This window comes from Paenibacillus odorifer (assembly GCF_000758725.1).
In the GTDB taxonomy this organism is placed as follows: domain Bacteria; phylum Bacillota; class Bacilli; order Paenibacillales; family Paenibacillaceae; genus Paenibacillus_AQ; species Paenibacillus_AQ odorifer.
On record NZ_CP009428.1, the window covers coordinates 4,348,863 to 4,372,552 of the forward strand.

The 23,690-nt window shown below is 39.8% G+C and carries 28 protein-coding genes and 2 pseudogenes; 6 read left to right on the plus strand and 24 right to left on the minus strand.

Annotation, left to right across the window (positions count from 1 at the left end; genetic code table 11):
• Nucleotides 1–29: 29 nt before the first annotated feature.
• The 8 genes and pseudogenes from PODO_RS18935 to PODO_RS18970 all read right to left on the minus strand — a co-directional run bounded on the left by PODO_RS18935 (nt 30) and on the right by PODO_RS18970 (nt 5,485).
• Nucleotides 30–423: pseudogene (locus PODO_RS18935) on the minus strand (GNAT family N-acetyltransferase).
• Nucleotides 424–463: 40 nt separating this feature from the next.
• A complete protein-coding gene (locus PODO_RS18940) occupies nt 464–733 on the minus strand; it encodes a hypothetical protein (RefSeq protein WP_036688898.1) in 270 nt (89 codons plus the stop codon).
• A 93-nt stretch (nt 734–826) separates the two neighbouring features.
• Nucleotides 827–1,480 carry a DUF421 domain-containing protein gene (locus PODO_RS18945; RefSeq protein WP_038572205.1) on the minus strand — a complete coding sequence of 218 codons (654 nt, stop codon included), beginning with the start codon at nt 1,478–1,480 and terminating at the stop codon, nt 827–829.
• 122 nt (nt 1,481–1,602) lie between these two features.
• Nucleotides 1,603–2,730 carry an ATP-binding protein gene (locus tag PODO_RS18950; RefSeq protein ID WP_244886358.1) on the minus strand — a complete coding sequence of 376 codons (1,128 nt, stop codon included), beginning with the start codon at nt 2,728–2,730 and terminating at the stop codon, nt 1,603–1,605.
• A gap of 572 nt (nt 2,731–3,302) precedes the next feature.
• Complete coding sequence (locus tag PODO_RS18955) at nt 3,303–3,902, minus strand: chorismate mutase family protein (RefSeq protein ID WP_036688907.1); 600 nt, start codon at nt 3,900–3,902, stop codon at nt 3,303–3,305.
• A complete protein-coding gene (fabZ, locus tag PODO_RS18960; protein WP_038572210.1) occupies nt 3,899–4,339 on the minus strand; it encodes a 3-hydroxyacyl-ACP dehydratase FabZ in 441 nt (146 codons plus the stop codon). The genes PODO_RS18955 and fabZ overlap by 4 nt, the downstream gene beginning before the upstream one ends.
• A 206-nt stretch (nt 4,340–4,545) precedes the next feature.
• A complete protein-coding gene (locus PODO_RS18965; protein ID WP_038572212.1) occupies nt 4,546–5,019 on the minus strand; it encodes a GNAT family N-acetyltransferase in 474 nt (157 codons plus the stop codon).
• A 154-nt stretch (nt 5,020–5,173) separates the two neighbouring features.
• A complete protein-coding gene (locus PODO_RS18970; RefSeq protein ID WP_038572214.1) occupies nt 5,174–5,485 on the minus strand; it encodes an antibiotic biosynthesis monooxygenase family protein in 312 nt (103 codons plus the stop codon).
• Between the two features lie 124 nt (nt 5,486–5,609).
• Here PODO_RS18970 and PODO_RS18975 point away from each other — a divergent pair.
• Nucleotides 5,610–6,039, plus strand: a pseudogene (locus tag PODO_RS18975) (LysR family transcriptional regulator substrate-binding protein); the annotation flags it as partial.
• Nucleotides 6,040–6,249: 210 nt separating this feature from the next.
• On the opposite strand, the gene PODO_RS18980 reads toward PODO_RS18975, so the two are convergent.
• The 3 genes from PODO_RS18980 to paiA form a co-directional block, all read right to left on the minus strand.
• Nucleotides 6,250–6,672 (minus strand): hypothetical protein, encoded by a 423-nt coding sequence (locus PODO_RS18980; RefSeq protein WP_038572215.1) that lies wholly within the window; start codon nt 6,670–6,672, stop codon nt 6,250–6,252.
• A 262-nt stretch (nt 6,673–6,934) separates the two neighbouring features.
• Nucleotides 6,935–7,423, minus strand: a complete 489-nt coding sequence (locus tag PODO_RS18985; RefSeq protein WP_036688919.1) for an LURP-one-related/scramblase family protein — start codon at nt 7,421–7,423, stop codon at nt 6,935–6,937.
• 46 nt (nt 7,424–7,469) lie between these two features.
• Nucleotides 7,470–7,985, minus strand: a complete 516-nt coding sequence (gene paiA / locus PODO_RS18990; protein ID WP_036688922.1) for a spermidine/spermine N(1)-acetyltransferase — start codon at nt 7,983–7,985, stop codon at nt 7,470–7,472.
• 546 nt (nt 7,986–8,531) lie between these two features.
• Between paiA and PODO_RS18995 the strand changes: the two genes are divergently transcribed.
• From PODO_RS18995 to PODO_RS31170, 3 genes are all read left to right on the plus strand, one after another.
• A complete protein-coding gene (locus PODO_RS18995; RefSeq protein WP_076225060.1) occupies nt 8,532–8,786 on the plus strand; it encodes a CCDC106 domain-containing protein in 255 nt (84 codons plus the stop codon).
• 135 nt (nt 8,787–8,921) lie between these two features.
• The gene (locus tag PODO_RS19000; protein WP_038572219.1) at nt 8,922–9,275 is read left to right on the plus strand and encodes a hypothetical protein; all 354 of its coding nucleotides are present in this window, start codon (nt 8,922–8,924) and stop codon (nt 9,273–9,275) included.
• Between the two features lie 5 nt (nt 9,276–9,280).
• Nucleotides 9,281–9,454 (plus strand): hypothetical protein, encoded by a 174-nt coding sequence (locus PODO_RS31170; RefSeq protein WP_155288150.1) that lies wholly within the window; start codon nt 9,281–9,283, stop codon nt 9,452–9,454.
• A 90-nt stretch (nt 9,455–9,544) separates the two neighbouring features.
• On the opposite strand, the gene PODO_RS19005 is transcribed toward PODO_RS31170, so the two are convergent.
• The 3 genes from PODO_RS19005 to PODO_RS19015 all read right to left on the minus strand — a co-directional run bounded on the left by PODO_RS19005 (nt 9,545) and on the right by PODO_RS19015 (nt 11,905).
• Nucleotides 9,545–10,006 (minus strand): hypothetical protein, encoded by a 462-nt coding sequence (locus PODO_RS19005; RefSeq protein ID WP_038572222.1) that lies wholly within the window; start codon nt 10,004–10,006, stop codon nt 9,545–9,547.
• A gap of 68 nt (nt 10,007–10,074) precedes the next feature.
• Complete coding sequence (locus tag PODO_RS19010) at nt 10,075–11,367, minus strand: DUF4179 domain-containing protein (RefSeq protein ID WP_038572224.1); 1,293 nt, start codon at nt 11,365–11,367, stop codon at nt 10,075–10,077.
• Entirely contained in the window at nt 11,357–11,905 is a 549-nt protein-coding gene (locus PODO_RS19015; protein ID WP_038572226.1) for an RNA polymerase sigma factor, read from the minus strand. The genes PODO_RS19010 and PODO_RS19015 overlap by 11 nt, the downstream gene beginning before the upstream one ends.
• Before the next feature lie 206 nt (nt 11,906–12,111).
• On the opposite strand from PODO_RS19015, the gene PODO_RS19020 reads away from it, so the two are divergent.
• Entirely contained in the window at nt 12,112–13,977 is a 1,866-nt protein-coding gene (locus PODO_RS19020; protein WP_038572228.1) for an LTA synthase family protein, read from the plus strand.
• Between the two features lie 69 nt (nt 13,978–14,046).
• Here the strand turns inward: PODO_RS19020 and rbsB are convergent, their stop codons facing one another.
• The 8 genes from rbsB to PODO_RS19060 form a co-directional block, all read right to left on the minus strand.
• Nucleotides 14,047–14,970 carry a ribose ABC transporter substrate-binding protein RbsB gene (gene rbsB, locus PODO_RS19025; RefSeq protein ID WP_038572230.1) on the minus strand — a complete coding sequence of 308 codons (924 nt, stop codon included), beginning with the start codon at nt 14,968–14,970 and terminating at the stop codon, nt 14,047–14,049.
• Between the two features lie 13 nt (nt 14,971–14,983).
• Nucleotides 14,984–15,952, minus strand: a complete 969-nt coding sequence (locus tag PODO_RS19030) for an ABC transporter permease subunit (protein WP_036688938.1) — start codon at nt 15,950–15,952, stop codon at nt 14,984–14,986.
• A 2-nt stretch (nt 15,953–15,954) separates the two neighbouring features.
• On the minus strand, nt 15,955–17,436 hold the full coding sequence (locus PODO_RS19035; RefSeq protein WP_038572232.1) for a sugar ABC transporter ATP-binding protein: 1,482 nt from the start codon (nt 17,434–17,436) through the stop codon (nt 15,955–15,957).
• Between the two features lie 21 nt (nt 17,437–17,457).
• Nucleotides 17,458–17,853: a D-ribose pyranase gene (gene rbsD, locus PODO_RS19040; protein WP_038572233.1), complete on the minus strand. Its 396-nt coding sequence runs from the start codon at nt 17,851–17,853 to the stop codon at nt 17,458–17,460.
• Nucleotides 17,854–17,855: 2 nt separating this feature from the next.
• Complete coding sequence (gene rbsK, locus PODO_RS19045) at nt 17,856–18,734, minus strand: ribokinase (RefSeq protein WP_036689135.1); 879 nt, start codon at nt 18,732–18,734, stop codon at nt 17,856–17,858.
• A gap of 27 nt (nt 18,735–18,761) precedes the next feature.
• Nucleotides 18,762–19,742: a LacI family DNA-binding transcriptional regulator gene (locus PODO_RS19050; protein WP_036688945.1), complete on the minus strand. Its 981-nt coding sequence runs from the start codon at nt 19,740–19,742 to the stop codon at nt 18,762–18,764.
• A gap of 147 nt (nt 19,743–19,889) precedes the next feature.
• Entirely contained in the window at nt 19,890–20,357 is a 468-nt protein-coding gene (locus tag PODO_RS19055) for a DinB family protein (protein ID WP_038572234.1), read from the minus strand.
• A gap of 60 nt (nt 20,358–20,417) precedes the next feature.
• Nucleotides 20,418–21,320 carry a LysR family transcriptional regulator gene (locus tag PODO_RS19060; protein ID WP_038572237.1) on the minus strand — a complete coding sequence of 301 codons (903 nt, stop codon included), beginning with the start codon at nt 21,318–21,320 and terminating at the stop codon, nt 20,418–20,420.
• Nucleotides 21,321–21,478: 158 nt separating this feature from the next.
• Between PODO_RS19060 and PODO_RS19065 the strand changes: the two genes are divergently transcribed.
• Entirely contained in the window at nt 21,479–22,096 is a 618-nt protein-coding gene (locus tag PODO_RS19065; RefSeq protein WP_038572239.1) for a histidine phosphatase family protein, read from the plus strand.
• Nucleotides 22,097–22,159: 63 nt separating this feature from the next.
• On the opposite strand, the gene PODO_RS19070 is transcribed toward PODO_RS19065, so the two are convergent.
• The gene (locus PODO_RS19070; RefSeq protein WP_036688955.1) at nt 22,160–22,405 is read right to left on the minus strand and encodes a hypothetical protein; all 246 of its coding nucleotides are present in this window, start codon (nt 22,403–22,405) and stop codon (nt 22,160–22,162) included.
• Between the two features lie 662 nt (nt 22,406–23,067).
• Nucleotides 23,068–23,619, minus strand: coding sequence for a polymer-forming cytoskeletal protein (locus tag PODO_RS19075; RefSeq protein WP_052097134.1), 552 nt, complete (start codon nt 23,617–23,619; stop codon nt 23,068–23,070).
• Nucleotides 23,620–23,690 lie beyond the last annotated feature (71 nt).

The window sequence follows — 23,690 nt, forward strand, 5'->3', positions numbered from 1 at the left end:
TCTTTTTTTTCAAGTATAATCCTAAGGCTTTAACTCATATGTTTTTCATAAAAAACTAATATTAAGTTGTCATTTATTTTTTTGGTTTCCCCCGTGCTTCTATACCCTAACTTTTCATATAAATAGCAATTCCTTTGCTCTTGTATAATACTATCCAGCTCCCATTTCTTTGATACTGACCCGATAAGTTTTATTTTCCTTTTTAACGATGCGGACACCACCCACAACAATATCAAAACTCTTAATCATGTAATAATCTGCAAAAGACTGATTAATTCGATCCCTTATTTGTTCCACAGATTCATTGGCTGGGCTGGTTTCATAATCTTTATATTTCTCCAGCAATGGCATAAAGGCTTTGACTTGCATTTCATGAATAAACGCTGCGTCACTCGCGTCTGCTTTACATATAGAAATCTCCATAAAGTTATACCCCTCCGAAAGTTAGTAAATATATAAGCTGTCAGATATTCTTTTTATCCTCCGATTTAGAGGAATCTCTAAAAGAGCCCAAGATACCCGTAAACAGCCCAATTAATCCAATAAAAACGCCTATCCCGCGGCCACCCTCATAGGCTAATATCACAACTACTCCAAACAATGTAATGTGAAGACCAAAAAGCTGAGTTTGTAGGACACTAGGCCGGATAAAATCTAATAATGCTCCTGCGTGAAACATTACAACAACTAGCACAATTAGAGCGGTTAAGATCCATAATCCTAAACTAATCATCCTTACCTCCATTAAGATTTATTATTCACTAGGCACTCCTGATTTGAAAAAAGACACTTGAGCCTCCCGGCTCCAGCGTCTCATCATGTGGATTTATGGTTTGTTTTTGGGAAGGATATAGAGCGTTCCGTCTTCTTTATATTCAGCATAGGCAATATCCTCAATGCAATTATAGCCCTGCTCTCTGACGCGTTCCTTAATCTGCTCCTTGTTCATCGCTCTGCCACGCATAGACTCTTCCAGTACCCTGCCTTTATCAATAACTGTAACGGAAAAAGCAGAAGATTGCTCATCTTCAGACTTGCGCATTACCGATAGAGAACCGTTCGTTTCGAGCAGAGCATACCGTACTTCACTTAGGGAAAAGATATTTTGTTGCCTCAGCATGAACAGCAGTTGGGTATACTCAATATCATATTTCTCCAACAAATCCTGATTCACTATGCCATCGTCAATTAGCAGCACTGTCCGGCCTTCCGCCATGTTCCCGAATTTCACAAAATGGGTAGTCACCTTTTCGAACAGATAAGATAATGCGGTCCAAATAAAAAGAGCAAACAGCAGATGCCAGATCTTCACCTCATCATCATATATCGTATTGCCGACAATTTCACTTAAAATCAATGAAGACAGAAAATCAAGTGGTGTCAATTGACTAAGCGTCTTGCGGCCGGTAATAAAGGTAATGATCCACAAACCAAAAAAGCTGATGACCAATTTGACGCCTATAGTTACAAATATCTCCATTGCTGCACCTCCAGATGGGACTCGCGCAGGCACGTTGCCCTTTTTACACGAAATCCATTCATGAAAGGTATTACACACTCCTAGTGGGGTATAAACAGCAAAAGATACTCTCTGCAACTTGCCTATGTTGGGATGGTTATAAGGAATGTTGTCCCTTTGCCTTTTTCACTATCGACTTCAATATTTCCTTTCACTTTATCGACGGTACTGTAGACCATAAGCATACCCAGCCCCGTCCCTTCTGCTTTAGTAGAATAATACGGTTTACCGAGTCGCGATATTTCATCTTTAGTCATGCCGACTCCGTTATCTTTGATACTGATCATAATATTTTGCTTTTTTTCAAATATATCGATAAATAGCGTTCCGCCATCGGTTTCCTTCATCGCTTCTATACCGTTTTTATATAAATTAATTAGACACTGCTGAATCTGGTTCCGGTCATAATTTTTATTTAAGGAATTATTAAAATTGAATTGAACATCTACTTTGTGCATGGTGGCATAAGGCATTATGATATTTTTAGTATATTCTGATTCTGCCTTCATATTGGAGTAAACCATGTTTTCAGATTGTGGCTTGGCAAAGGAGAGATAATCACTTACAATTTTTTCTGCTCGCTGTAGCTCTTGTAAAGACAACTCTACAAATCCCTTTTCCTCTGGCGTCATTGTTTTAGATTTATTTAATAGCTGCAAAAAACCACTAGTCACTGTAAGTGGATTTCTGATTTCATGGGATACACTTGCCGCTAGCTCGCTGACGACATTTAATCTTTCCGATTGGACAATCCGTTCCCGATTTTTAATATTAGATATAATTTTTTCAATCAAAATCATAATGACACTCATCACCCCAACATGAGTCGTCAAAGCATTTAATGAAAGAATCCAAAATTGCCTGTCTAAAGAATCCTGAACCAAACCTAAAATAAACAGATAAACCCCCATAATTAGCAAAGCAATCAGATTTGCCGCAATCACACGACCTTTCGATGGTAATTTTAAAAATCTGTTTTTATATAACGGCACCAAAATCAGAATCGCCGTCGCAAATAGAAACGAATAAAATACGCCATCTCCACCCACATAGAATCTGTACGCATTCAAAATAATATATAGAGGAAAAACATTCCTATATCCTCCAAAGAGTGCCACAATAATAAACGGAATGTACCTTAAATCAAAAATATAGCCAATTTCTAGTCTGATAGGTTTAGCGATACAGAGACTCATGGTCACTGCTGACATAAAAACGAGAATCAATCTATTGTAGGAATAGGCCCGATTCTCAAAAAATATCAGAAATGTTAATACTGGAAAAAGCAAAAACAAAAAATTCAAAAGTAGGGTTTCAAACAAGAGATGACTTCCTTTCAGCCTTTTGCTGCGTAAATGAATATATTCAAGGTTATATTAAGGGTTTTAGATAATTACCTAAGCTAACATTATAAGTCACAGTATTGACTATACACTAAGTATTTCTCAACCATTTTTCAAATAATCCCAAAAAATCATACTATAGAACCACAATTAGCAAAAAAATACAGACATCTGAAGTCTGTATGGGGTCATCAATTTTCGTATTCCTGAATATCCACATTATAAACTGTACCTTCGTAGTTTTTATGGCTGGAAATGAATCATTGAATTTGTTTTACACAGAAAACAGCCATCCCCTCAGGATGGCCGGTTTTTATTTCACTAAAAATCCGTTAACTGTGATATGGAGCGGCGCCTAATTTAACTTCGCTCGGATCTCCACTTTTGATCATAGCAATGGAGACAGCTATAAGCAATATTTTCCGATGAATAAATAAGTACTACAGCCTAAAAACAATTTGATCTCCTGTCTCATTGTTCTTGAAGGGTTTACCATATTTCCTGAACTCTAATGTAACGCCTGAAGGATCGTCAGAAAGCGGTGGAGAAATCACGTAATTATAAGAAGCTTGTCCGGTTGAACTTCCGCCATTCGTCATTCGACTATCATATTCTTCTCCTATAAACAGCTCGAAAAAGCTATGGCTATGAGAATTTGCTGGAAGCTCAGTTGTCATGTCCCAATCTATATTAAGGGTGACCACACTAGCATTACTGTATTGACGTATAGAGGTCAGTGTATAAAATAATTCATCTTTCTCAATTGATTTAAGAACTGCAATATGTTTTCTAAAATCAATTGGCTCAACCATCGGTTTAAAATGCTCTTCACTTAGCAATGTCCCAAATACCGCTTTCAAAAAATCCTCATAGAGCTCATAATTTTCTGCCCATTTAGAGATAGATTCAAACGGTGGGAATCCTGGATTATTATTCGAGATTTCCTTTCGTTGCTTGATCAATGCACATATTTGCTCGTCGATATCCTTAATTTGCAGATCGTAATGTTCAGTTGGTCGTACAAACGGCATCCTTTTCATTTTGAACCTCCTTTTTGCACAAATGCAAAAGAAATCTCAGCTTCACATACCAGCTCACTATTTACTGTTGCGATGCCTTTGCCTTTTACAATCTCACCTTTCATCCGATTGACTTCGAATTCGAGAAGAAGCTGATCCCCAGGCGTTACTTGGCGCTTAAAACGGGCATTATCAATGCCAACTAATAACCCTATCTTGCCCATCAGCTTTTCGTTTTTGCACATTGTGATTCCTCCTACCTGGGCTAATGCCTCCACAATTAAAACACCTGGCATTACAGGATGCTCAGGAAAATGGCCGCTAAAAAACGGTTCATTAATGGATACTTTTTTTATACCTACTGCTCTCTTGTTCTCCTCCAACTCTATAATTCTGTCCACTAAAATAAACGGATACCGATGAGGAATAAGTTCTACAATCTGCTGTATATTTAGCATAATTCCCGTCTTAGCCTCCTAAAATACTTTTTGGGTAATTTTAACACCAGAAGAGATTTTGTACTACTCAAAAATACCAAAGCAACTGGCTTATAACATCACTTCTGGAGAACCTAAAAAACAACGGCAGCCCTGAACTAGTAAATAAAGTCCACGACTGCCGCTTTTTATTGATCTACTGTATCCTGTTAGCTTAAGATTCAAACTCAATTAACAAACACCTGTGTCTTTCTCCCTGCTTCAATTCGTTCAGTGAATTTTCCGCCAGTGTATTCCTCTATTACCTTTTTCCAAAAGCGTTGTGCGGGCTCATTATTATCTTTTTGATAAACTTCCCATTGCCCCTTATGTAAATTAAAAATATCTTTTGCAACTAGTCTACCTAATCCTACTCTCCGATACTTTTTTATAATAAAAAACTCTGCAATGGAAAAGTATAAATCATCATCTCTATTTTTTAATTTGACTAAAACGAATCCAGCATTTTTCTCATTCAGAGTTAACAGATATGGGAAATTCGAGGCTTCTGTCCAGTAATCGTTGAGAGGATAATCATTAAATTTTCCGTTTTCTTCAAGGTGCAAATCCATATACTCGGAGAAATCATACATATAAAATTGCATTAGGTTGTTGAGGATTTCTTTTTCTTCAAGGGTCGCCCTTTTAATTTGATAGTTCATTTAATAATCATCCCATATCTATATTTTATCTAATTAGTAACGGAATCTTCTATTTTCTCGGATAAGTTTCTTCGCATCCTTTTGAAATAAAATGATTGTTGTTGTACGCTTCAATGGATTGATTCCCAATTACTTTGCAGTGATATGTTACCACTCAAGAATACTCTCTTTCAACTTTACAAATTTTTACTTTGTAATTTTGGTACCATTCTTTCTTACCTTTCTCCTGAGCAACTTTGTGAGATTGATGCTGTTTCCAGTTACTAATCGCCTCTAAGTTCTCCCAATAAGAAATCGTAATACCCGCTCCTGAAGAATTCCGGACACTTTCCACTCCTAAAAACCCTGGTTGCCCGGACGCAAGCTGCTCCATTTTTTCAGCCATAATGTTATATCCGTTATCCCCCTCCGTACGTTGACTTGAAAATATGACTGCATAATAAGATCCGTTTGATTCATGAACCATTCCGCTCAAACTCCCCTTTAATCGTAGATGTTTTTATATAAAACAGATTATACTATTATAATTAAGATAAAAATAATGAATATTAATTATTAGTTTAATGAATTTTTTTCATATATTATTGAGGAGAGAAATCATTATGAATCTTTTAAAATATCAGATTTTCAGTAAGGTAGTTGAGATTGGCACTGTGAAAATAGGTACTTTCTCTAGTGTATCGATCCAATGGATGCCCCAAATCATTAAACAATTTCAAAATCAGTTTCCACATATTGAAATAAAACTACTTGATGGTAACTACTCTGAAATAGAAGAATGGATTGCCGATGGAACCGCTGACTTGGGATTTGTAAATCTGCCTAGTAAGTATACTCCCCGAAATGATTCTGTCACATCTCCCCGACAATGTATGTTATCGCCCATTAGAAGGAGAGCATTATCGTTCTATTGGCATTGCAGCCGCCTCCATTAAAAATGCCTCTCCAGCGGCAAAAAAACTAATTGAATTCATAACAGAATGGATCACCCAACGTGCCCAACCCTCCGCATTACCGTGATTAATGATACGGCTCAACGCGCTGTCTGTAACGGCAAGCTTTAAGGTTATCCTTCGCAGAGTAGTCCTTTTTTGAATCTAGTATTAACGTCAGCGTCAGGGAAAAATGAACCTTGTCTATGTATCTTTTGCGTAATTCACTACTCCCGGAACACGAAAATTCGCATAACATAGAGAACAGCCTGCTGGCTGTTCTCTATCGCTGTCTGCTTTAGAAGCACGTGAACGAAGCGATCCGATTCAAATCAATACCAAAGTACGACCAGAAAAAACCGTTCCATCTGAACCCTGCAATAGAATTACGCCCGACGAATACTGGAAAGAACCAGAATTGCTCGCCGTTGTTCAGCCAAATGTATGTGTTGCGGAACAGGCAGCGTCTGATCCCGCCGGGATCAATGGCAAATGTGGTAGTCGACATTTGCGGCACGAATTGCGGTGGAGGAGCCGTCGGCGCTTGAACGCCTCCTGGTGCACCCCCCGGAAATTGTCCGGGGGTTCCCGGAAACCCTGGTCCCCCGGGTCCTCCAGGTCCTCCGGGTCCTCCCGGTATGCCAGGTCCGCCAGGTCCGCCAGGTCCGCCCGGGAATCCTGGAAATCCTCCGCCGGCTCCCGGTGTTGGAAAAAATCCCATATGTGATCGCTCCTTTCAATGAGTAGGCATAATCATCATATGCATTCGTGGAAAGGGCGCTTGGGCGCAATGGGCATTTTTTCAAAAAATGAAAATCAACAATAAGATCTAACATAGGCAATATCAAAAAACTAAACTTGCTCCTACTTATAGTACGGTTCAACGCATCATAAATAAACTAAGCCAATTACACTCATCAGCACCTGCTGAATTAATTCCTTCCACGTCACCTTGTTAAGTTTTCAACTTTAACGTTAAATCGTCACTGATTAGATGCAGAAGCTTGGTCAGCCTTCACACAATCAATAGCGACAACGAAGGCAATCATGAGCGTCTCCATCTCATCATTCAATATTTGAACCTTATAGCTATCACCCCAAGTGAACCACTCCTTGTTCACTTTACCGATGACTACACCATGCTGTAAAACCTGAAAATCCATGTCCCACCAGTTACCATGTACCTCAATGTCAGCCGCATCAATCGTATAACGTGCTTTAAAGAAAGAAAACTCCTTCTTAATCGTTAACACCTCTCGACCATCTACTTCAACAAAAAACTTTGGTAAAAAACTGAACACCTTTTTTGTAATTAGTGCGACTTCATCTCTTGTTGTATTCATAATAGAGAAAGTCTTGGGAATTTGCATAAAACTGCCCTCTACGTAATAGACATCTTGCTCCTGCTGATTCTTTACCGTGAATTTACCACTTAGACTGAATACCTTTTGTTTTATATAAAGTTGCTTCATTCTAAGCCTCCTATCGCTCCTTAGTTAACATCATTTTAGAGAAATGTTATAGTTGTTTTGTCATAATAAAGTCTATTTGTTCCTCATCACCCATATAAAAAGAATGAGTTCCTGTATGAACAAACTTCATTTTTTCATAAAAGCTAATGGCGTTCTTATTTTTTTCCCAAACCCCCAGCCAAATCTTCTCTTTATTACATTGTATCGCTATTTCTATAGCTTTATTTATTAGATATTGCCCAAGCCCCTGTTTATGAAATTTTTTCCTAATATAAATCCTCTCGATTTCAAGCGAATCATTGCCCATTACTTCAGATTGAGCATCCTCGGTGTTAACCTTTAAATACCCAGCGATTTCTTCATTAAAATAAATAAAATAGAATTCTGATGAGCTATCCGACAATTCTTTTTCTAATTGTTTTAAGTTAAATGCACTATCCAGGTAGGCCTTCATATTTTCAGGTGAATTTTGATTACTAAATGTCTCATTAAATGTTTCAACACTAATTCCTTGAAGTGAACCTAGATCTTCGACCGTGCACTTTTTTATATTGATAGCCATATTGTTTTCTCCTTTTAAAATATCAATTTACAAATAAACTCTTATTTTGAGCTCCATTTATATGGTGTTATGCAGATGTGACAGGAAAATAGTATACCATAATTGTTGTATCTGCAACAAAAAAACTAAGGATTTACCATTCATTCTACCTATTAGCGTATTGGGGTAATCAGTCTCTATACGGCAGTCAGAACTCCAAAAGGGGAAGCGAACGAGGTTTTGGGGATTCGATGATGGATGGCGGTTACTTTCGGACCCAGATGACGTTATTTGCGAACATTTCGGCTTTGGAGCAAGGTTTCGGACTCCAGTGCAGTTATTCCTCCGAAAAGGCTGCTTTTGGGGTATTTTTCAGGCCAATAGCGACTATGCGGTCCGTTAGAATTCCATAAGTGGGATATGACGCGTCTAAGGGTCATCTGAGTCCAATAGCTACTTCCGGGTGCGCAAAGTGATCGAAGAAAGTGTGACTTGGGAGTGTGATAGCGGAAGAGAACAAAATTTGAGGATTCGGTGATGAAGAATGTGAGCGAGGTTTGGGGTTGAATGATGGAGAATGTGAGCGAGGTTTGGGAAATCGGTGATAGCGGTAACAAACGAAGTATGAGAAATCGCGGATGGAGGAAGCGAACGACGTTTGGGGATTCGATGATGGATGACGGTTACTTTTCGGACCCAGATGACGTTATTTGCGAATATTTCGGCTTTGGAGCAAGGTTTCGGACTCCAGCGCAGTTATTCCGTCGAAAAGGCATCATTTGGGGTGTTTTTCAGGCCAATAGCGACTATGCGGTCCGTTAGGATTCCAAAAGTGGGATATGACGCGTCTAAGGGTCATCTGAGTCCGTTAGCCACTTCCGGACGCGCAAATGTGATCGAAGAAAGTGTGACTTGGGAGTGTGATAGCGGAAGAGAACAAAATTTAAGGATTCGGTGATGAAGAATGTGAGCGAGGTTTGGGAAATCGGTGATAGCGGTAACAAACGAAGTATGAGAAATCGCGGATGGAGGAAGCGAACGACGTTTGGGGATTCGATGATGGAAGACGGTTACTTTCGGACCCAGATGACGTTATTAGCGAATATTTCGCCTTTGGAGCAAGGTTTCGGACTCCAGCGCAGTTATTCCGTCGAAAAGGCATCATTTGGGGTGTTTTTCAGGCCAATAGCGACTATGCGGTCCGTTAGGATTCCAAAAGTGGGATATGACGCGTCTAAGGGTCATCTGAGTCCGTTAGCCACTTCCGGGTGCGCAAATGTGATCGAAGAAAGAGTAGTTTTTGGGGGATAGCGGAGGTGACAAAATTAGAGTGTTCGATGATGGAGAATGTGCGCGAGGTTTGGGAAATCGGTGATAGCAGCAAACGACGTTTCTGGATTTGCGGATGGAGGAAGCGAACGACGTTTCTGGATTCGCAGATGGAGGAAACGAGCGACGTTTGGGGGTTCGATGATGGAGCAAAAAAATGAGGTGCCCCAGCAGCCATTTTCGGCTTTTGGGACACCCATCCTCTCCGCTGTACGCATATAGCGCGGTATGGTGGACTGGTCAGAGCCCGGTTAAAGCCATCTCATAAATCTTTTTTTAGATAGTTTAATCTGATTACTTTCGGCCCATGCGGTTAATTCTTTCATTCCCTTGTATTCTTCGTCAAGAAAACTAAAACATAATCTATAGGGAGGAAATTTGTGATCTACAGGTTTAATGCCTATTACGGGTATGAAATAGCCCTTTACATAAATATTCTCAATTTGTTTCGCTTGAATTTCTTTGTTATCTACTAGTATAGAGTCTGGAAGAATCCGAACCTCAATGAACTTTCTAATCGTAATGATCCTATAGAGCAATATGATTACAACAATCAGACAGAAGGTCAACCATATATAACCAAAATAAAGTAATACTTTATACTCCATATTATTTCTGGCATTTAACAGTAGTATGCTACTTGAAAAAATCATAGAAAACAGAAGCGACATTAACGACGGACGACTCACCTTATAAGCTCCTATATTTTCCATAACCCCCTCACTTTCTCAGACTATTATAGCTTACTATATTTCATAAATTATGGATATGGCACCTCTTTTTAATCCACTGGAATCTCAATCACCTTGTTATATCCCTTCATATAATGTATTCCTTCTATCAGAATATTTTCAGGTTTCGTTTGTGTATCAAATAATAAGGTGCGTTCCTTCATGAGTTTACCGTTGTTTTTTTCTGACTCTTTTTGATTAATTGTTGTTTTTAAAGCCGTGTTTTCGCCAGCATTTTCTATAGACACACCATCCAGCATTACATCCTCATCTGTAGCAATAGTTACTTCAATCCCTTGAGCGGTATTGGACACATCCTTAATCCATAATTCTTTATCCCCCAGTAGAATCGGCTCATTACTATCAGCATTTAGAGGATACTTCTCTTCCAGCTTCTGATATCCAACAAACTCTTTAACAACCAGCTGCAATGAATGTAGTTCTTTTGGCAAGGTGTCATAACGAATATCAAATGATCTCCCACCCAGCGAGGTTTTAGTGCTACTGCCTAATATTTCTACAGGCTTTCCATTGGCAATTAATTGAATGCCTTCTAACCCTAATCTTATTCGATCGAAATTCTCGACATTCATACTCCCTTTAATCACAGTCATGGTTGGTGTGGCCGTGATCGATTTGAAGGTAATTGATCCTTTGTCGGCTTTGACCTTTTTATTAATCGACTGTTTGATCTGAGTCACCATCGCTTGATTTGGATTATAAGAAAACGTTATGCTCCCTTCACTCATCTGCCCTTTCTGTAGAGGTCCCCAGTAATGAAGTGTTAGTTTTTTCGAAAATGGGCTTACGCTATCAAATGTCATCGTGCCTTTTATTTCTGTATGTTCGTCATTGATTAAAGATACACCACTTCTTATGTTGGAATTCGTGAGAAACCCTTCTATTTTAGAAGGACTAAAATGATCTCCCGTCTCCTCTAGTCCCTTAGGATTGTTTAACGTGTAATACACAATAAATTGATTGGCATCTGCCATAATTCCGTTAATCTTAAGTTCTGTTCCATCTGCTAACGTCGTCTTTTTGTCTATGCTTTGTCCCATTCCTTGTTCATTGAGTTGTTGTAAAGTTCCCTCTAACACCTCATCAAAACCAAATAACTTTTTTCCATAATAAGCGAAGGCATTATAGCTGTTTCCAGAAACCACTATCACTAATAACATGACGACTGCAATCTTCCAGAGGGGGGAGCTTTTTCTTTTTATTCTTTTTGGGGGTGCCGAGTCTAAAGCATTTCTTAATCTCATTTCTAAACCCACAGGTGCAGTTATGGACTCTAAATTCCTCTTCTCATCCACTAATCGTTGTTCGACGTTATCGTTCATCAACATCACCTCTGTAATGATTTTTTAGCGTTTGTAATCCATTGTAGATTCTTGATTTAACAGTTCCGATCGAGACCTGTGTAATGTCAGCTATCGTTTGATAATCGAGATCATGAAAATACTTTAATTGAATTGCTTCTCTTTGCTGCTCGTTCACATGTAACAATAACGTCTGCATATCCATTTGCTGTTCACTTTTATGATAAGGATCGCCTGGTGCAACATGGACGCTTTCCATCTTATCATTGGAGCTCCAATCCTCTAATAACACCAGTTTGCTTCGCTTATGAAGCTGCCTTTTGCAGCCATTTACCAAAATCGTTTTACTCCAGCTGTAAAAAGACTCCTCTTTCTTAAGTTGATCAATCTTCTCGTATAACGTAACTATCATTTCCTCCATGGCATCCATTGCATCTTGCGCATTTCCCATATAGCTGTACGCAAGCCTATAAAAAACATCTTTTTCAGACATAATTAATTGCAGCAAAACTTCTTTATTTCCTTTTTTGGCTTTTTTCACCAATCGTATAACATCCATGCCTTCACCTCTCTCCCCTATATGAGTCAGGAGCACTGTAAAAAGTTCATCTTCATAAAAAATTTTTATATATCGCGAACTATTCAATCCACCTAAACTGTAATATTCAGGAAAATTTCACTCAGACATACCCAAATCTAGTTGATTTTAAACGCTTCAATGTAATAGAATGAACTAATCTAAAAAGAAAAGGATGGGCATAAGCAATGCCGTTTAAAGAACCTCGTACCCTCAGTAAAAGATCCCTGCTATTCTTCTCTCTCATTATGCTTGTAAAAAGCTATTTTGCCTGGTATTTTCTATTTGAAGATGGCCCTACTTGGACCACTTGGCTTAAAGAAATCCCTTTTGTACTTCTAGTCTTTTGCTTGATTGAATGGTTCGCTACGAAACGAAAAATTGCAATTTACATGCTTGTCAATGTGTTGATTACTACTCTATTTTTCTCATTAATTGTATATCATAATCATTTTGGCATCATTGCTACTTCGCAAGTATTAGATCAGGTCAAACAAGTGGGAGCCGTAAAGAAAAGTATATTTTCGGTCCTTCGTCCTCAATATATGCTTATCTTTGTGGATATCATTGTCATCAGCTTGGTGATGTTTAGAAAACAGAAAGCACTGGATTGGAAAAAAGCCATGTCGCGCAAAAGTAACCGTAAAGCGGTGGCAGTCCTGTTCTGTATTTCCATCATCATTTGTGCAATGAATATTTTTCCAAACCGTGCCAGTATGAACGAAACGATTAAAGCGGAGCAAATGGGCATTCTTAATTATGAAGCCTACTCTCTGCTAGCTGATCAAGAGGAAGAACAAATTGACGTCTCTGAGATTACGCAATCCACTATTGATAAAACCAAAGGAATTCAAGCGATCTCTAACCCGGTTTTATTTGGAGCCGCCAAAGGAAAAAATCTAATCATTCTGCAAATGGAGTCTTTCCAGAACTTCTTAATCAATCTAAAGATTGATGGACAAGAAATCACACCAAATATGAACAAGCTTGCGGCCAGCAGCTTCTACTTCCCGCGTTTCTACCAGCAGGTTGGACAAGGCAACACTTCTGACGCAGAGTTTATTGTGAACACTTCTTTTTATGTACCACCTGATGGTCCAGCTACCCAAATGTACGCTCCTAAAGAGCTTCCAAGCTTACCCAAGCTGCTGCAAGCACAAGGTTACGATACGGCAACATTCCATACGAACGAAGTCGACTTTTGGAACCGTGGTGAGCTTTATAGTGCTTTGGGATTCAATCGTTATTATGATAAAACTTACTTCGGGGAAGAAGACACAGTATTTTATGGCGCTTCTGATGAAGTTTTGTATGAAAAAACCGCTGCAGAGCTGGCAAGAATGGATCAGGATAACCAGCCCTTCTACTCCCATGTAATTTCGATGTCATCTCATAACCCGTTCTCCATCCCAGAGGATAAATACAAAATGACACTTCCAGTGCGATTCGAAGGAACGCTTGTTGGCGATTATATTCGGGCTCAGAATTATGCTGATTATGCGCTAGGACTTTTTATTGATGAGCTCAAACAAAACGGAGTGTGGGATAACAGCTTGATCGTATTGTACGGGGATCATCGTGGGCTGCCTATCTTCTCTCTAAAAGAGGATGATCATCTCCTACTGGAAGAGATTCTCGGCCATGAATATTCGGAACGTGAATTGATTAATATTCCGTTGATCATGTCAGCGACAGGGATTACAACACCTAGTGTAAAAGAACAGCTGGGCGGGCAAGTGGATATTTTACCTACCGTATCTAATTTATTGGGTGTCTCACTTACAGATCATATTCATTTCGGACAAGATCTCTTGAATCAATCAACATATAACTTACTTCCACAACGGTATTATTTGCCTACAGGATCTTTCGTAAATAACGAAGAGCTCTTCTTATCCGGCAGTGGCTTCGAGGATGGCCAGCATTATACTTTATCTGGTAACGGCGATCAACCTCTGCAATCCACAGAAGACGAATTCGAGCGTGCCTTACAGCTGCTCCATTTGTCAGACAGCTATGTTACACAGCTACCGGATAGAGTTATTGAAGAATAAGCTGCAATGTACAGCAAAAAAGACTGTGCTCGCCAAATCGGCGAGCGCAGTCTTTTTCTATAATGGTTATTATTTTGACTCTTTAACAACTAGTTTAAGCGGTGCCGCAATCAGCTTTTCTACGGTTTTGCCTTCTAATACATCCTTAGCGGCTTGAATGGCTAGCTGGCCAATTAATTCAGGCTGCTGAGCAACGGTTCCTGTTAATTTACCAGCTTCGATGGATTTAAGTGCATCTTCATTTCCATCAAAACCAATCACAGGGATATTCTTGCCTGAACTTTGAATGGCTTCAATGGCACCTAGCGCCATTTCATCATTATGAGCGAAAACTGCTTGTACGCCAGGATTTCCTTGTAGAAGGTTCTCCATAACGGTCAGGCCTTTCGTACGGTCGAAATCAGCCGTTTGCTTAGCAATGACATCTAGCTGGCTGTCCGCAATTTCATGGAATCCCTTACCGCGTTCCCGAGTCGCTGACGCTCCTGGGGATCCTTCTAGCTCGATGACCTTTGCACCTTTCCCAAGCTGCTCTACAATATATTCTCCCGCCATAGAGCCACCCTTTACATTGTCAGAGGCAACTAGAGCTTTGATATCCCCTTGATCTGCGGAACGGTCCAACGTAACGACGGGAATATTTAAACTGTTAGCTGTTTGCACTACCGTCGAGATCGCTGATGAATCTACAGGATTGATCAATAACGCATTCACACCTTTTTGCATCAAATCTTCGACGTCATTACTTTGTTTAGCAGAATCATTTTGGGCATCAATGACAAGGACTTCCAAGCCTTGCTTCTTAGCCTCGGCCAAAACACCATCTTTAACGGATACAAAGAAGGGGTTATTCAATGTAGATATGGATAATCCAATCTTCATATTCTCCATGCTTCCACCACTGCTAGGCTTAGCCCACTCTGGAGGCTCCAAGGAACATCCTGTCATGAGAATTAATAGTAAGGAAGTAAGAATCAAAGTTAACTTTTTCATGTTGGAATCCCCCTTATACGGCTTTCTTACGGTCTATGAGTACGGCAATGGCAATAACGATCCCTTTGACCACCATCTGGTAAAAAGAGGATACGCCGAGCAAGTTCAAACCATTGTTCAAAATCCCGATAATCAGTGCACCAATCAATGTGCCCACGATACGTCCACGACCACCAGTTAAGCTCGTACCGCCTAATACTACAGCTGCGATAGCATCCAGCTCATAGGATGTGCCTGCTGTGGGTTGTGCTGAGTTCAATCTGGAAGTCAGGATAGCTCCTGCCAATGCGGACAACATACCGGTCAATGAATAGATCATAATTTTAATGCGGTCTACTTTAATCCCTGAAATAATTGATGCTTTTTCATTACCACCAATGGCATAGGTTTTACGACCAAATGGAGTTTTGTGCAATACAACCCATAAGACTGCGAAGACGATGAGCATTGTTATAGCAGGTACAGGTATTCCCAGTAAATATCCACGACCAAACAATTGGAAGGTCATGCTGTCTCCAAGACCTGTGATTGGATTACCGTCTGTGTATACAAGAGTTAATCCCCGGAAAATCGTCATGGTCGCCAACGTAGCGATAAATGGTGCCATTTTACCTTTGGTAATCATGAGTCCATTGACCATCCCCATCACACCACCCGCTAAACAACCTACAATAATAGCTAAGACAGGATCCCAACCTGACAACATCAGGTTAGCTGTGAAGGCACTGGATAGGGCTAGAATAGAACCCACCGATAAATCGATACCACCCGTTAGAATAACAAAGGTCATCCCAAAAGCGATAAGCGCATTTATGGCAACTTGTCTAAGCAAGTTCAGGATATTAAGGGGCTCCATAAAGCTTGGGTTCAACACCGTAACGATAACAATTAGAATAATCAGCCCTAGTAATGGACCTAGCTTCTGTGTAATTTGCCCGATTTGAAAACCTTTATTTTCTCTCTCACCTTTGATAGTTGTCATTACTATTGCCCCCCTGTAGCTAACGTCATGATTTTTTCTTGCGTAGCTTCTAGTTGTGATAGCTCTCCACTAATTTCCCCTTCATGAACCACTACGATCCGGTCGCTCATTCCTAAAACTTCAGGAAGCTCTGACGATACCATGATAATGGCGACTCCACGTTCCGTTAATTCGTTCATGAGCTGGTAGATCTCCCGTTTAGCTCCTACGTCCACTCCACGGGTAGGTTCATCGAGGATAAGCACACTTAAGCCAATCCCAATCCATTTGGCGATGACCACTTTTTGTTGATTCCCCCCGGATAAATTCCGGACCAAAGTGGAGGAAGACTGTGTCTTGATGTGCAGCCGTTTGATAAGTATGTCTACAAATTCTTGTTCTTTTTTATCAATGATTACACCCTTAGGAGCGAAGCTATATAAATTTGTAAGGACCATATTGTCTCGAATAGAGAAATCAAGCACTAACCCTTCATCTTTCCGATCCTCCGTAACGAATCCTATCCCCACCTTCATCGCATCATTGGGATTTCGAATCGTGACCTTTTCTCCCCGTACCATAATCTCACCACGGTCTAACGATTCCAATCCGAATAAGGTTCTCATCATTTCTGTTCGTCCAGATCCCATTAATCCTGAGAAGCCTAAGATCTCACCAGAACGAACGGAGAAATTAACATCTTTAAATTGCCCTTTTTTCGTGGCATTTTTGACTTCAAGAACAACCTCTCCGGGTTTGGAGGTACGCTCAGGAAACCGGTCAGTTAATTCACGCCCTACCATCTTCCGAACTACATCATCGAAGTTAGTCTCTGGAATAGGCTTCGTGTCTACTGTTTTCCCATCTCGCATGACCGTTATTCGGTCACATATCGTAAAGATCTCTTCCATCCGGTGCGAAATATACACGATGGAGACGCCTTCCTTTTTAAGGGAAGTTATGACTTCGAACAATTTTTGGATTTCCCGTTCGGTTAATGCCGCTGTCGGTTCGTCCATGACGATAACTTTTGCATGAGTCATAAGCGCTTTTGCAATCTCAATCATCTGTTTCTCACCTACCGAACATTCCCCCGCCTCTTGATTTAAGGGAATCGTTACGGAGAGCTTGCGAAATTGTTCATTTGCTAACGCTTTCATCTCTTTCATATTTAAGATCCCTAGTTTGGAGGTTCGTTCCTTACCAATAAACAGATTATCTAGAACCGTCATATCCGGCCACACGTTCAGCTCCTGATGGATAAAAGCGATCCCATAACGTTCAGCCTCTTTGGGATTATTAAAGTATGTTTCCTGACCATCTATAGTAATGGTCCCTTGATCACGCTGATGCAGTCCAATCAGAATGTTCATCAGAGTAGACTTGCCTGCGCCATTTTCTCCCATTAGGGCATGAACTTCGCCATCCTTCAGTTCAAAATCCACACCCGTCAACACACGGTTAGCCCCAAAAGATTTATAAATATCTTTCATCGTAATGTGCATACGCTTTGAACCCCCTTTTTATCAAAAATAGACCCCGGCTTGTAAAATACAATTTGCATAAGGCTTAGCTTCCCCCGTACGAATGATGACCTTCGCATGCTGGGTTAACCATTTAAATTGTTCATGTGAAATCGCCTCTATAGGTATTTCCTTAAATTTGTCATTCAAGTATTCAGAGGTATCTTTATTTTTTTCAGCTAATTCCTCTGCTACGATAACTTTCTCAATGACCATATCCTCTGAAATGATTTCGACAAGCTCTTGGAAGCTGGGAACTCCCAATTTAAGTGCTAAATCAATCTTTGGAACACCAGGTGGAACGGGTAATCCAATATCAGCAATGACAATCGTATCGGTGTGGCCTAAATCAGTAAGCACTTTGGAAATATGACTGTTTAAGATTCCTTGTTTTTTCATAATTAAAGACTCACCTCCACCTCTACTCTTGTTGGCATGCCACCTTGGGCACCAAATTTTGTGACGGATAAAGAAGCCGCGCGATTGGCAAACTTTACACTAGTTCGAATAGACTTGCCTTCAGCTAGAGCAACAGCAAATGCCGCATTAAAAGTATCTCCTGCTCCAGTGGTATCTATAGCATTCACTTTATAGGTGGGAACTAAAACTTCCTGTTTACCATCGTAATAACGCACACCATTGCTGCCCTCGGTAATAAATAACTTATTGGGATATTTGCGTAAAGCTTCAGCAGTACTCATCTCAGGAAATAATATTGCACATTCATGTTCATTGGGTGTTAAATAGGTGGCATTGTTTATAATCGTTTCACTGATAGGACGAGCAGGTGCTGGGTTAAGCAACATAGGCACATTGAATTTGTGGCAAATCTCACTTACAAAAGACACCGTTTCTTCCGGAATTTCTTGTTGGATTAATACCATGTCAGAGCCTTTAATATTCTCAAGTGCCCGTTCAACCAAAGCAGGAGTAACTAAATCATTGGCTCCTTTTACAACGATAATGCTATTATCACCTTCCGCTAAAATGATGTGGGCTGTGCCACTTTCGGCATGTGTAACCGGTTCCACATTGGCGGTAAAAACGCGATTCTTTTTCAGATTATCCATGATAGCGGTACCATAGAAATCATCACCTACACAACCAACCATCGTAACTTCTGCTCCAAGACGGGCAGCAGCGACTGCTTGGTTCGCGCCCTTACCGCCCGGAACGGTGGAGAATTGTTCTCCAAGCACAGTCTCACCCGCGTGAGGTCGCTTATTCGAAGTCACTACTAAATCCATTGAACAGCTGCCAATTACACAAATCTTAGCCATTTTCATCAACCTTTCTCATGTTGTCATCTATTCTTTACTTCTTGTAGTTTCCCGCTCCACAAAGCTAACGGGTAGTTGAATAATCTTCTCTTCCACCTTATCTTGCTCAATTAGCTTAATAAGTAAACCCGCCGCTTCTCTACCCATATCATGTGCCGGCTGGCGAATGGTGGATAAAGCAGGTGACAACAAGCTGCTAAGCGGGATATCATCGAATCCGATGATTTGCAGATCCTGCGGCACTCTTTTACCTAAACGATGTGCTTCATGAATGACTGCCGTCGCGACAATATCATTACTGGCAATTACGCCATCTGTATCTATATATTTAGCAAATAACTCCACAGCCCATTGTTCTGCTACTGTATGGGAGAAGGATGAAGTTTGGATCACATTATAGCTGATTCCCATTTCATTAAGTACTTCAATCGCCCCAAGAAATCGATCTTGTGCAGGTTTGATATGCGCCGGTCCTTGTATGACTGTGATTTTTTTGCTTCCCCGTGCGATAATCTCTTGTGCTGCAAGACGTCCGCCCTTTTTGCCATCTGCGTATACGGAAGGGCTATCGTTAGAAGTACGGTCCAGAAATACGACCGGAATTTTCAAGTTAGAATAAACGTCGCTCTCAGGGAAGTTGGTTGACGATATCATGCCAATGACATTATTTTGGATAAAGGTTTGAATATAATCCATCTCTTTGTCCTCGTTCTCATCACTATTGCCAAAGATGATCCGATAACCTTGCTCCTGCATCCGATCCTCTATCCCCCGCGCTAACTGCGGGAAGAAGGGGTTGGTAATATCAGGCAAGAGCAGCCCGATTAATTTAGATTTCCGCTTGTACAATGATCTTGCAACCTCATTAGGGGTATAATTCATTTCTTTGATCGCTGCCTCAACCTTTTTGCGAGTATCGATATTCACATATCCAGATTCATTTATAACCCGTGAGACTGTTGCTACCGAAACTCCAGCTATTTTTGCGACATCTTTGATCGTCATCATTCTTTAATTCATCCCCCAATGTGTAACCGGTTACATGTATTACATAAATTAGATTATCACATAACCTTTTCATTTACAAATCTTTTTTTTGATCATAAAGCTAACAAAAGATACCAATTATATATCGATATCTTTTGTTATTTGAATTTATTTATCTGCAAAGCGATTTAATAATTTTATTGTATTGAAGTGCATACCTTCATGGTAAAGTGTGAAATTTATGAATTCACCGATTGAATTTAAGGTTAATCCACTTCCTGTTGTAAGAGGGGTTACTTGCTCACTTAAGCGATTGTGAAAAGCTTCCTGGATCCGTTTGGGTTGCTCCGTAAACATCTCAAGTAAAACTTCAAGCGTTGGCGGTTCCTCATTCCACTCGGCTGGTTTAGTCCCTTTCGCAAATAAGCGTTCAAAGCTTGCCGGCAATTGCATAAGCTCCCTAGCAGAATGAAAGGCAAACTTCTCTTGCACCAAATAAATATGTCCCAAGTTCCAGCGGATATTGTTATTAAAACCTTCTGGAATACTATCTAAAATTTCCTCAGATAGTCCCTCGACAGCACGCACAGTAACACTACGCACAAACTTAAGTTGTTTGAATATGATTTGATCCATTATGACCCCTCCTAACTTTTATCCATAGTTTACCATAAGCTTATCTTTAATTTCCTAATATTATTTTAAACTTAATTGTTTCATAACGAGCGTAATAAACGACTGCATATAGCTTTCTTGAAGTTCCTTCTTTCTGTAACCCATCCATATCGAATGCTTGGAGACTACATTTTCTACTGCTACATTAGCTAATGTTCCCTGATCAAGATAAGGTTTCGCCAACAAAGCGGATACATAACTAATTCCATAACCGGCAATCACAGCTTGAATAACTTCATTCACTCCATTAAATTGAAGCCCAATCGTTGGTTGCTGTACACTTCTTTCTTCACACAACCGGACAAGCCGCTCTCTGGCTGCACTGCCCTCTTCTCTCATAATAAATGCTTCAGACATCACTTCTTCAAAGCTAACCTGCTGATTGGCAAAAGGGTGATGGGAAGAAACCACGAATACATACTCGTCCCTATATAACTCCCGATGTTCGAACACTCCTGTATTATGCGAAGGAAACTCCATATCACTGTAAATCGCCACGTCTGCTTCAAAATTATTCAATTTTTCCATGACTCCATGAGAATTAGTAGTAGTGATCTGAATGTTAACTTCCGGAAAAGATTGTTTAAATAATGACGCCCACCGGGGAATGAGGATGCTTGTCGCCAAATAATTACCTGCAATCCGCAGATTCCCCTCAGGAAATTTGTGATAGTCTTCAATGATTTGCTGGACTTGATCACCCATGGCAAAAAACTTCTCAAGAGGTTCGATTAACCTTTTTCCTAAAGGGGTGAGCACCATCCTCTTTCCTTTAATTTCAAATAACAAAATATGATTCTCCCGTTCAAACTTACGGATTTGCGCTGATATAGCGGGTTGACTGATATGCAAACGTTCAGAGGCTTTGGTCACACTACCTGTGATCGCAACGTAATAAAACAATTTTAATACATGATAGTTCATCGTGATCTCTTCCTCACTTCATAAAATAATATCTGTATTCGCCGCTTATCCTCAGTCATTTTACTATAACTATACATTATGGATGTTAACTATTATATATTGTTTATTTATATTTATTTCTTTTATACTTACAACTATTCATAAGGGAGGTTTTGTTAATGACAAAGACAGTATTATACTTAACCCGCCACGGGCAAACAGAATGGAATTTACAAAAACGAATGCAAGGGCATCAAAATTCTGCGCTTACAGCCTTGGGCGAACAGCAGGCCGAATGGTTAAGGGATCGTTTGCAAGTAGAAAACTTAGGCGCAATTTATTCTAGTACTAGTCCAAGAGCATTGCATACTGCGCAGATTTTACGGGGAAAGCGGAGTTTACCTATTCAACAGCAAGTTTCTTTAATGGAAATAAACATGGGGAGCTGGGAAGGAATGAATACGGATCAGATACAACTAGAATCCCCTTTACAATATTCCCATTTTTTCACCAGACCCGATCTATATATTCCTCTAACCTCAGGTGAGACTTATAAGCAGCTTGAAGGAAGAGTAGTGCCGACAATGGAGCGCATCATAAACGATAACGTAGGGCTAGAGGTGCTCATCGTCACCCATCGGATGACTTTAAAAGTCATTATGGCTTATTTTCTTAATAAATCATTGCAGGAAATAGGGGAGTTACCGGATATTCTCTCTACTGCATTATGTAAAGTAACCCTAACTGATAACAATACAACCATCGATCTGTATGGAGATACTTCACATTATCAATGACTATGTATTAAAAAAATAAAAAGGTAACTCCGATTAACGGGGCTACCTTTTTAGCGTTCAACATTAAATATCCACACTTTTGATTATAAAACTGCGTACCTTCATCCATTTGCCTGAAATGAATTCATCAATCGTTTTCGTCTTTGGTCTAACGCAAAAACGGTGTTTTGCCCCTTTATCAAAGCCCACAGCTTCAAAAATTAGGCTGTCCCCTATTTGCTCCTTGAAGAACACCTGCTTTAATCCCAACCTATTTAACATTTCAAGCTTTACGCTCTCAATATATGTGCGCGAATACTCCTTAGACATATGTGTTCCTCCTAGTAGTGGTAGTAATATTATAAGTCAATAGGAAGAAAATCAACAATAGTTCATATATTCATCATCCACAAAAAAACAACCAGGCAGCAATTCTCCGTTATTGGAGGTTCGCTGACTGGTGTTTTGGGTCTGTTGTGATTTGCTTGATAGGTTATGAGCTAAGCTTAATCATTCGTAGCTTTCGGATAACCACTCCGTTGTAGCGCACTATCTTGATATATCTGTAAGATAACTGCATTCTATACACTTATTCGATATCCACAAGGGCTAATTCTAACTTTAAGTGTATTCTATACAATTAAAAACTAGAGAAATAGCCTATAGAGTATTAAATCAGGAAAATAGATGTACAAAATACAGCTATTTTCATTGGCCGGGCGTTTTGAGCATTTTAGTTGTACAAAATACAGTTAAAACCATCTACTGTACACTTCAATGTTTCATACTCCATTACTTCATACTCCAATAATTCACTGCTTCAATACTCCATTACTTGTTACTTCAAAGCCGTTGGCTCTCATATGGTAACTAGATGGGGTGTAGTCCATTATGAGTCAGCCCATTCATTACTGATTCCTTTTGCCTATCCTATCCGGATAATTCTATCTATTTAGTCCTTCTACTTCTACCTAATCGAAATCATCACTAACTTATTTAACTTCAGTTGCCCCAGTCACTTTACCTTCAATCCCTGCAGTTGCTTTCATATCTTCGTTTGCGAAGTAAAGATTTCCATCAATAGTCGAAGTTTCATGCAGATTAAATCCGTTCGCATCTACATAAACATCACCTTTAATGGTTCCGCCTTGAACTCGTAAATTTTCACTTTGTACAGTTAACTTAGGTACAGTGAGTGTGTAATTGGCAGTAACTTTGTGATCAGCGTCTTGGGCATAAAGAGCAATCTTACGGTAGATGTCGCCGTCTGCGGCCCCTTTATCATGGAATTCGCCTTCAACAACAACATCTTGGGCAATGGTCACATCATTTAGAATGGCAATAATCCAGTTTCCATCTTTACTTACAGCCTTGGTAAACGCATCTGCTTGATTTACGATTGAAGCTGTAGTAACTGCATCCGTTTGCTCTGTTGCTGGAGTCGTAGTAGCCGCTGAATTAGTTGCATTATTATTATTCGCACCACAACCAGACAAGACTGCAACCGAGACGCCTGCTACTAACATCATTTTAAATAACTTCATTTTAAATCCTCCTTGTTTTTGATTATAAATTAATTATATATTAAAATTTTTAATAAAAAGGTGAAAATTTT

Coding starts and splice junctions, on each gene's coding strand:
- PODO_RS18940 (WP_036688898.1), bottom strand. CDS start 733: ATGATTAGTTTAGGATTATGGATCTTAACCGCTCTAATTGTGCTAGTT.
- PODO_RS18945 (WP_038572205.1), bottom strand. CDS start 1,480: ATGGAGATATTTGTAACTATAGGCGTCAAATTGGTCATCAGCTTTTTT.
- PODO_RS18950 (WP_244886358.1), bottom strand. CDS start 2,730: ATGTCAGCAGTGACCATGAGTCTCTGTATCGCTAAACCTATCAGACTA.
- PODO_RS18955 (WP_036688907.1), bottom strand. CDS start 3,902: ATGAAAAGGATGCCGTTTGTACGACCAACTGAACATTACGATCTGCAA.
- fabZ (WP_038572210.1), bottom strand. CDS start 4,339: ATGCTAAATATACAGCAGATTGTAGAACTTATTCCTCATCGGTATCCG.
- PODO_RS18965 (WP_038572212.1), bottom strand. CDS start 5,019: ATGAACTATCAAATTAAAAGGGCGACCCTTGAAGAAAAAGAAATCCTC.
- PODO_RS18970 (WP_038572214.1), bottom strand. CDS start 5,485: ATGGTTCATGAATCAAACGGATCTTATTATGCAGTCATATTTTCAAGT.
- PODO_RS18980 (WP_038572215.1), bottom strand. CDS start 6,672: ATGGGATTTTTTCCAACACCGGGAGCCGGCGGAGGATTTCCAGGATTC.
- PODO_RS18985 (WP_036688919.1), bottom strand. CDS start 7,423: ATGAAGCAACTTTATATAAAACAAAAGGTATTCAGTCTAAGTGGTAAA.
- paiA (WP_036688922.1), bottom strand. CDS start 7,985: ATGGCTATCAATATAAAAAAGTGCACGGTCGAAGATCTAGGTTCACTT.
- PODO_RS18995 (WP_076225060.1), top strand. CDS start 8,532: ATGATGGAGAATGTGAGCGAGGTTTGGGAAATCGGTGATAGCGGTAAC.
- PODO_RS19000 (WP_038572219.1), top strand. CDS start 8,922: ATGAAGAATGTGAGCGAGGTTTGGGAAATCGGTGATAGCGGTAACAAA.
- PODO_RS19005 (WP_038572222.1), bottom strand. CDS start 10,006: ATGGAAAATATAGGAGCTTATAAGGTGAGTCGTCCGTCGTTAATGTCG.
- PODO_RS19010 (WP_038572224.1), bottom strand. CDS start 11,367: ATGAACGATAACGTCGAACAACGATTAGTGGATGAGAAGAGGAATTTA.
- PODO_RS19015 (WP_038572226.1), bottom strand. CDS start 11,905: ATGGATGTTATACGATTGGTGAAAAAAGCCAAAAAAGGAAATAAAGAA.
- PODO_RS19020 (WP_038572228.1), top strand. CDS start 12,112: ATGCCGTTTAAAGAACCTCGTACCCTCAGTAAAAGATCCCTGCTATTC.
- rbsB (WP_038572230.1), bottom strand. CDS start 14,970: ATGAAAAAGTTAACTTTGATTCTTACTTCCTTACTATTAATTCTCATG.
- PODO_RS19030 (WP_036688938.1), bottom strand. CDS start 15,952: ATGACAACTATCAAAGGTGAGAGAGAAAATAAAGGTTTTCAAATCGGG.
- PODO_RS19035 (WP_038572232.1), bottom strand. CDS start 17,436: ATGCACATTACGATGAAAGATATTTATAAATCTTTTGGGGCTAACCGT.
- rbsD (WP_038572233.1), bottom strand. CDS start 17,853: ATGAAAAAACAAGGAATCTTAAACAGTCATATTTCCAAAGTGCTTACT.
- rbsK (WP_036689135.1), bottom strand. CDS start 18,734: ATGGCTAAGATTTGTGTAATTGGCAGCTGTTCAATGGATTTAGTAGTG.
- PODO_RS19050 (WP_036688945.1), bottom strand. CDS start 19,742: ATGATGACGATCAAAGATGTCGCAAAAATAGCTGGAGTTTCGGTAGCA.
- PODO_RS19055 (WP_038572234.1), bottom strand. CDS start 20,357: ATGGATCAAATCATATTCAAACAACTTAAGTTTGTGCGTAGTGTTACT.
- PODO_RS19060 (WP_038572237.1), bottom strand. CDS start 21,320: ATGAACTATCATGTATTAAAATTGTTTTATTACGTTGCGATCACAGGT.
- PODO_RS19065 (WP_038572239.1), top strand. CDS start 21,479: ATGACAAAGACAGTATTATACTTAACCCGCCACGGGCAAACAGAATGG.
- PODO_RS19070 (WP_036688955.1), bottom strand. CDS start 22,405: ATGTCTAAGGAGTATTCGCGCACATATATTGAGAGCGTAAAGCTTGAA.
- PODO_RS19075 (WP_052097134.1), bottom strand. CDS start 23,619: ATGAAGTTATTTAAAATGATGTTAGTAGCAGGCGTCTCGGTTGCAGTC.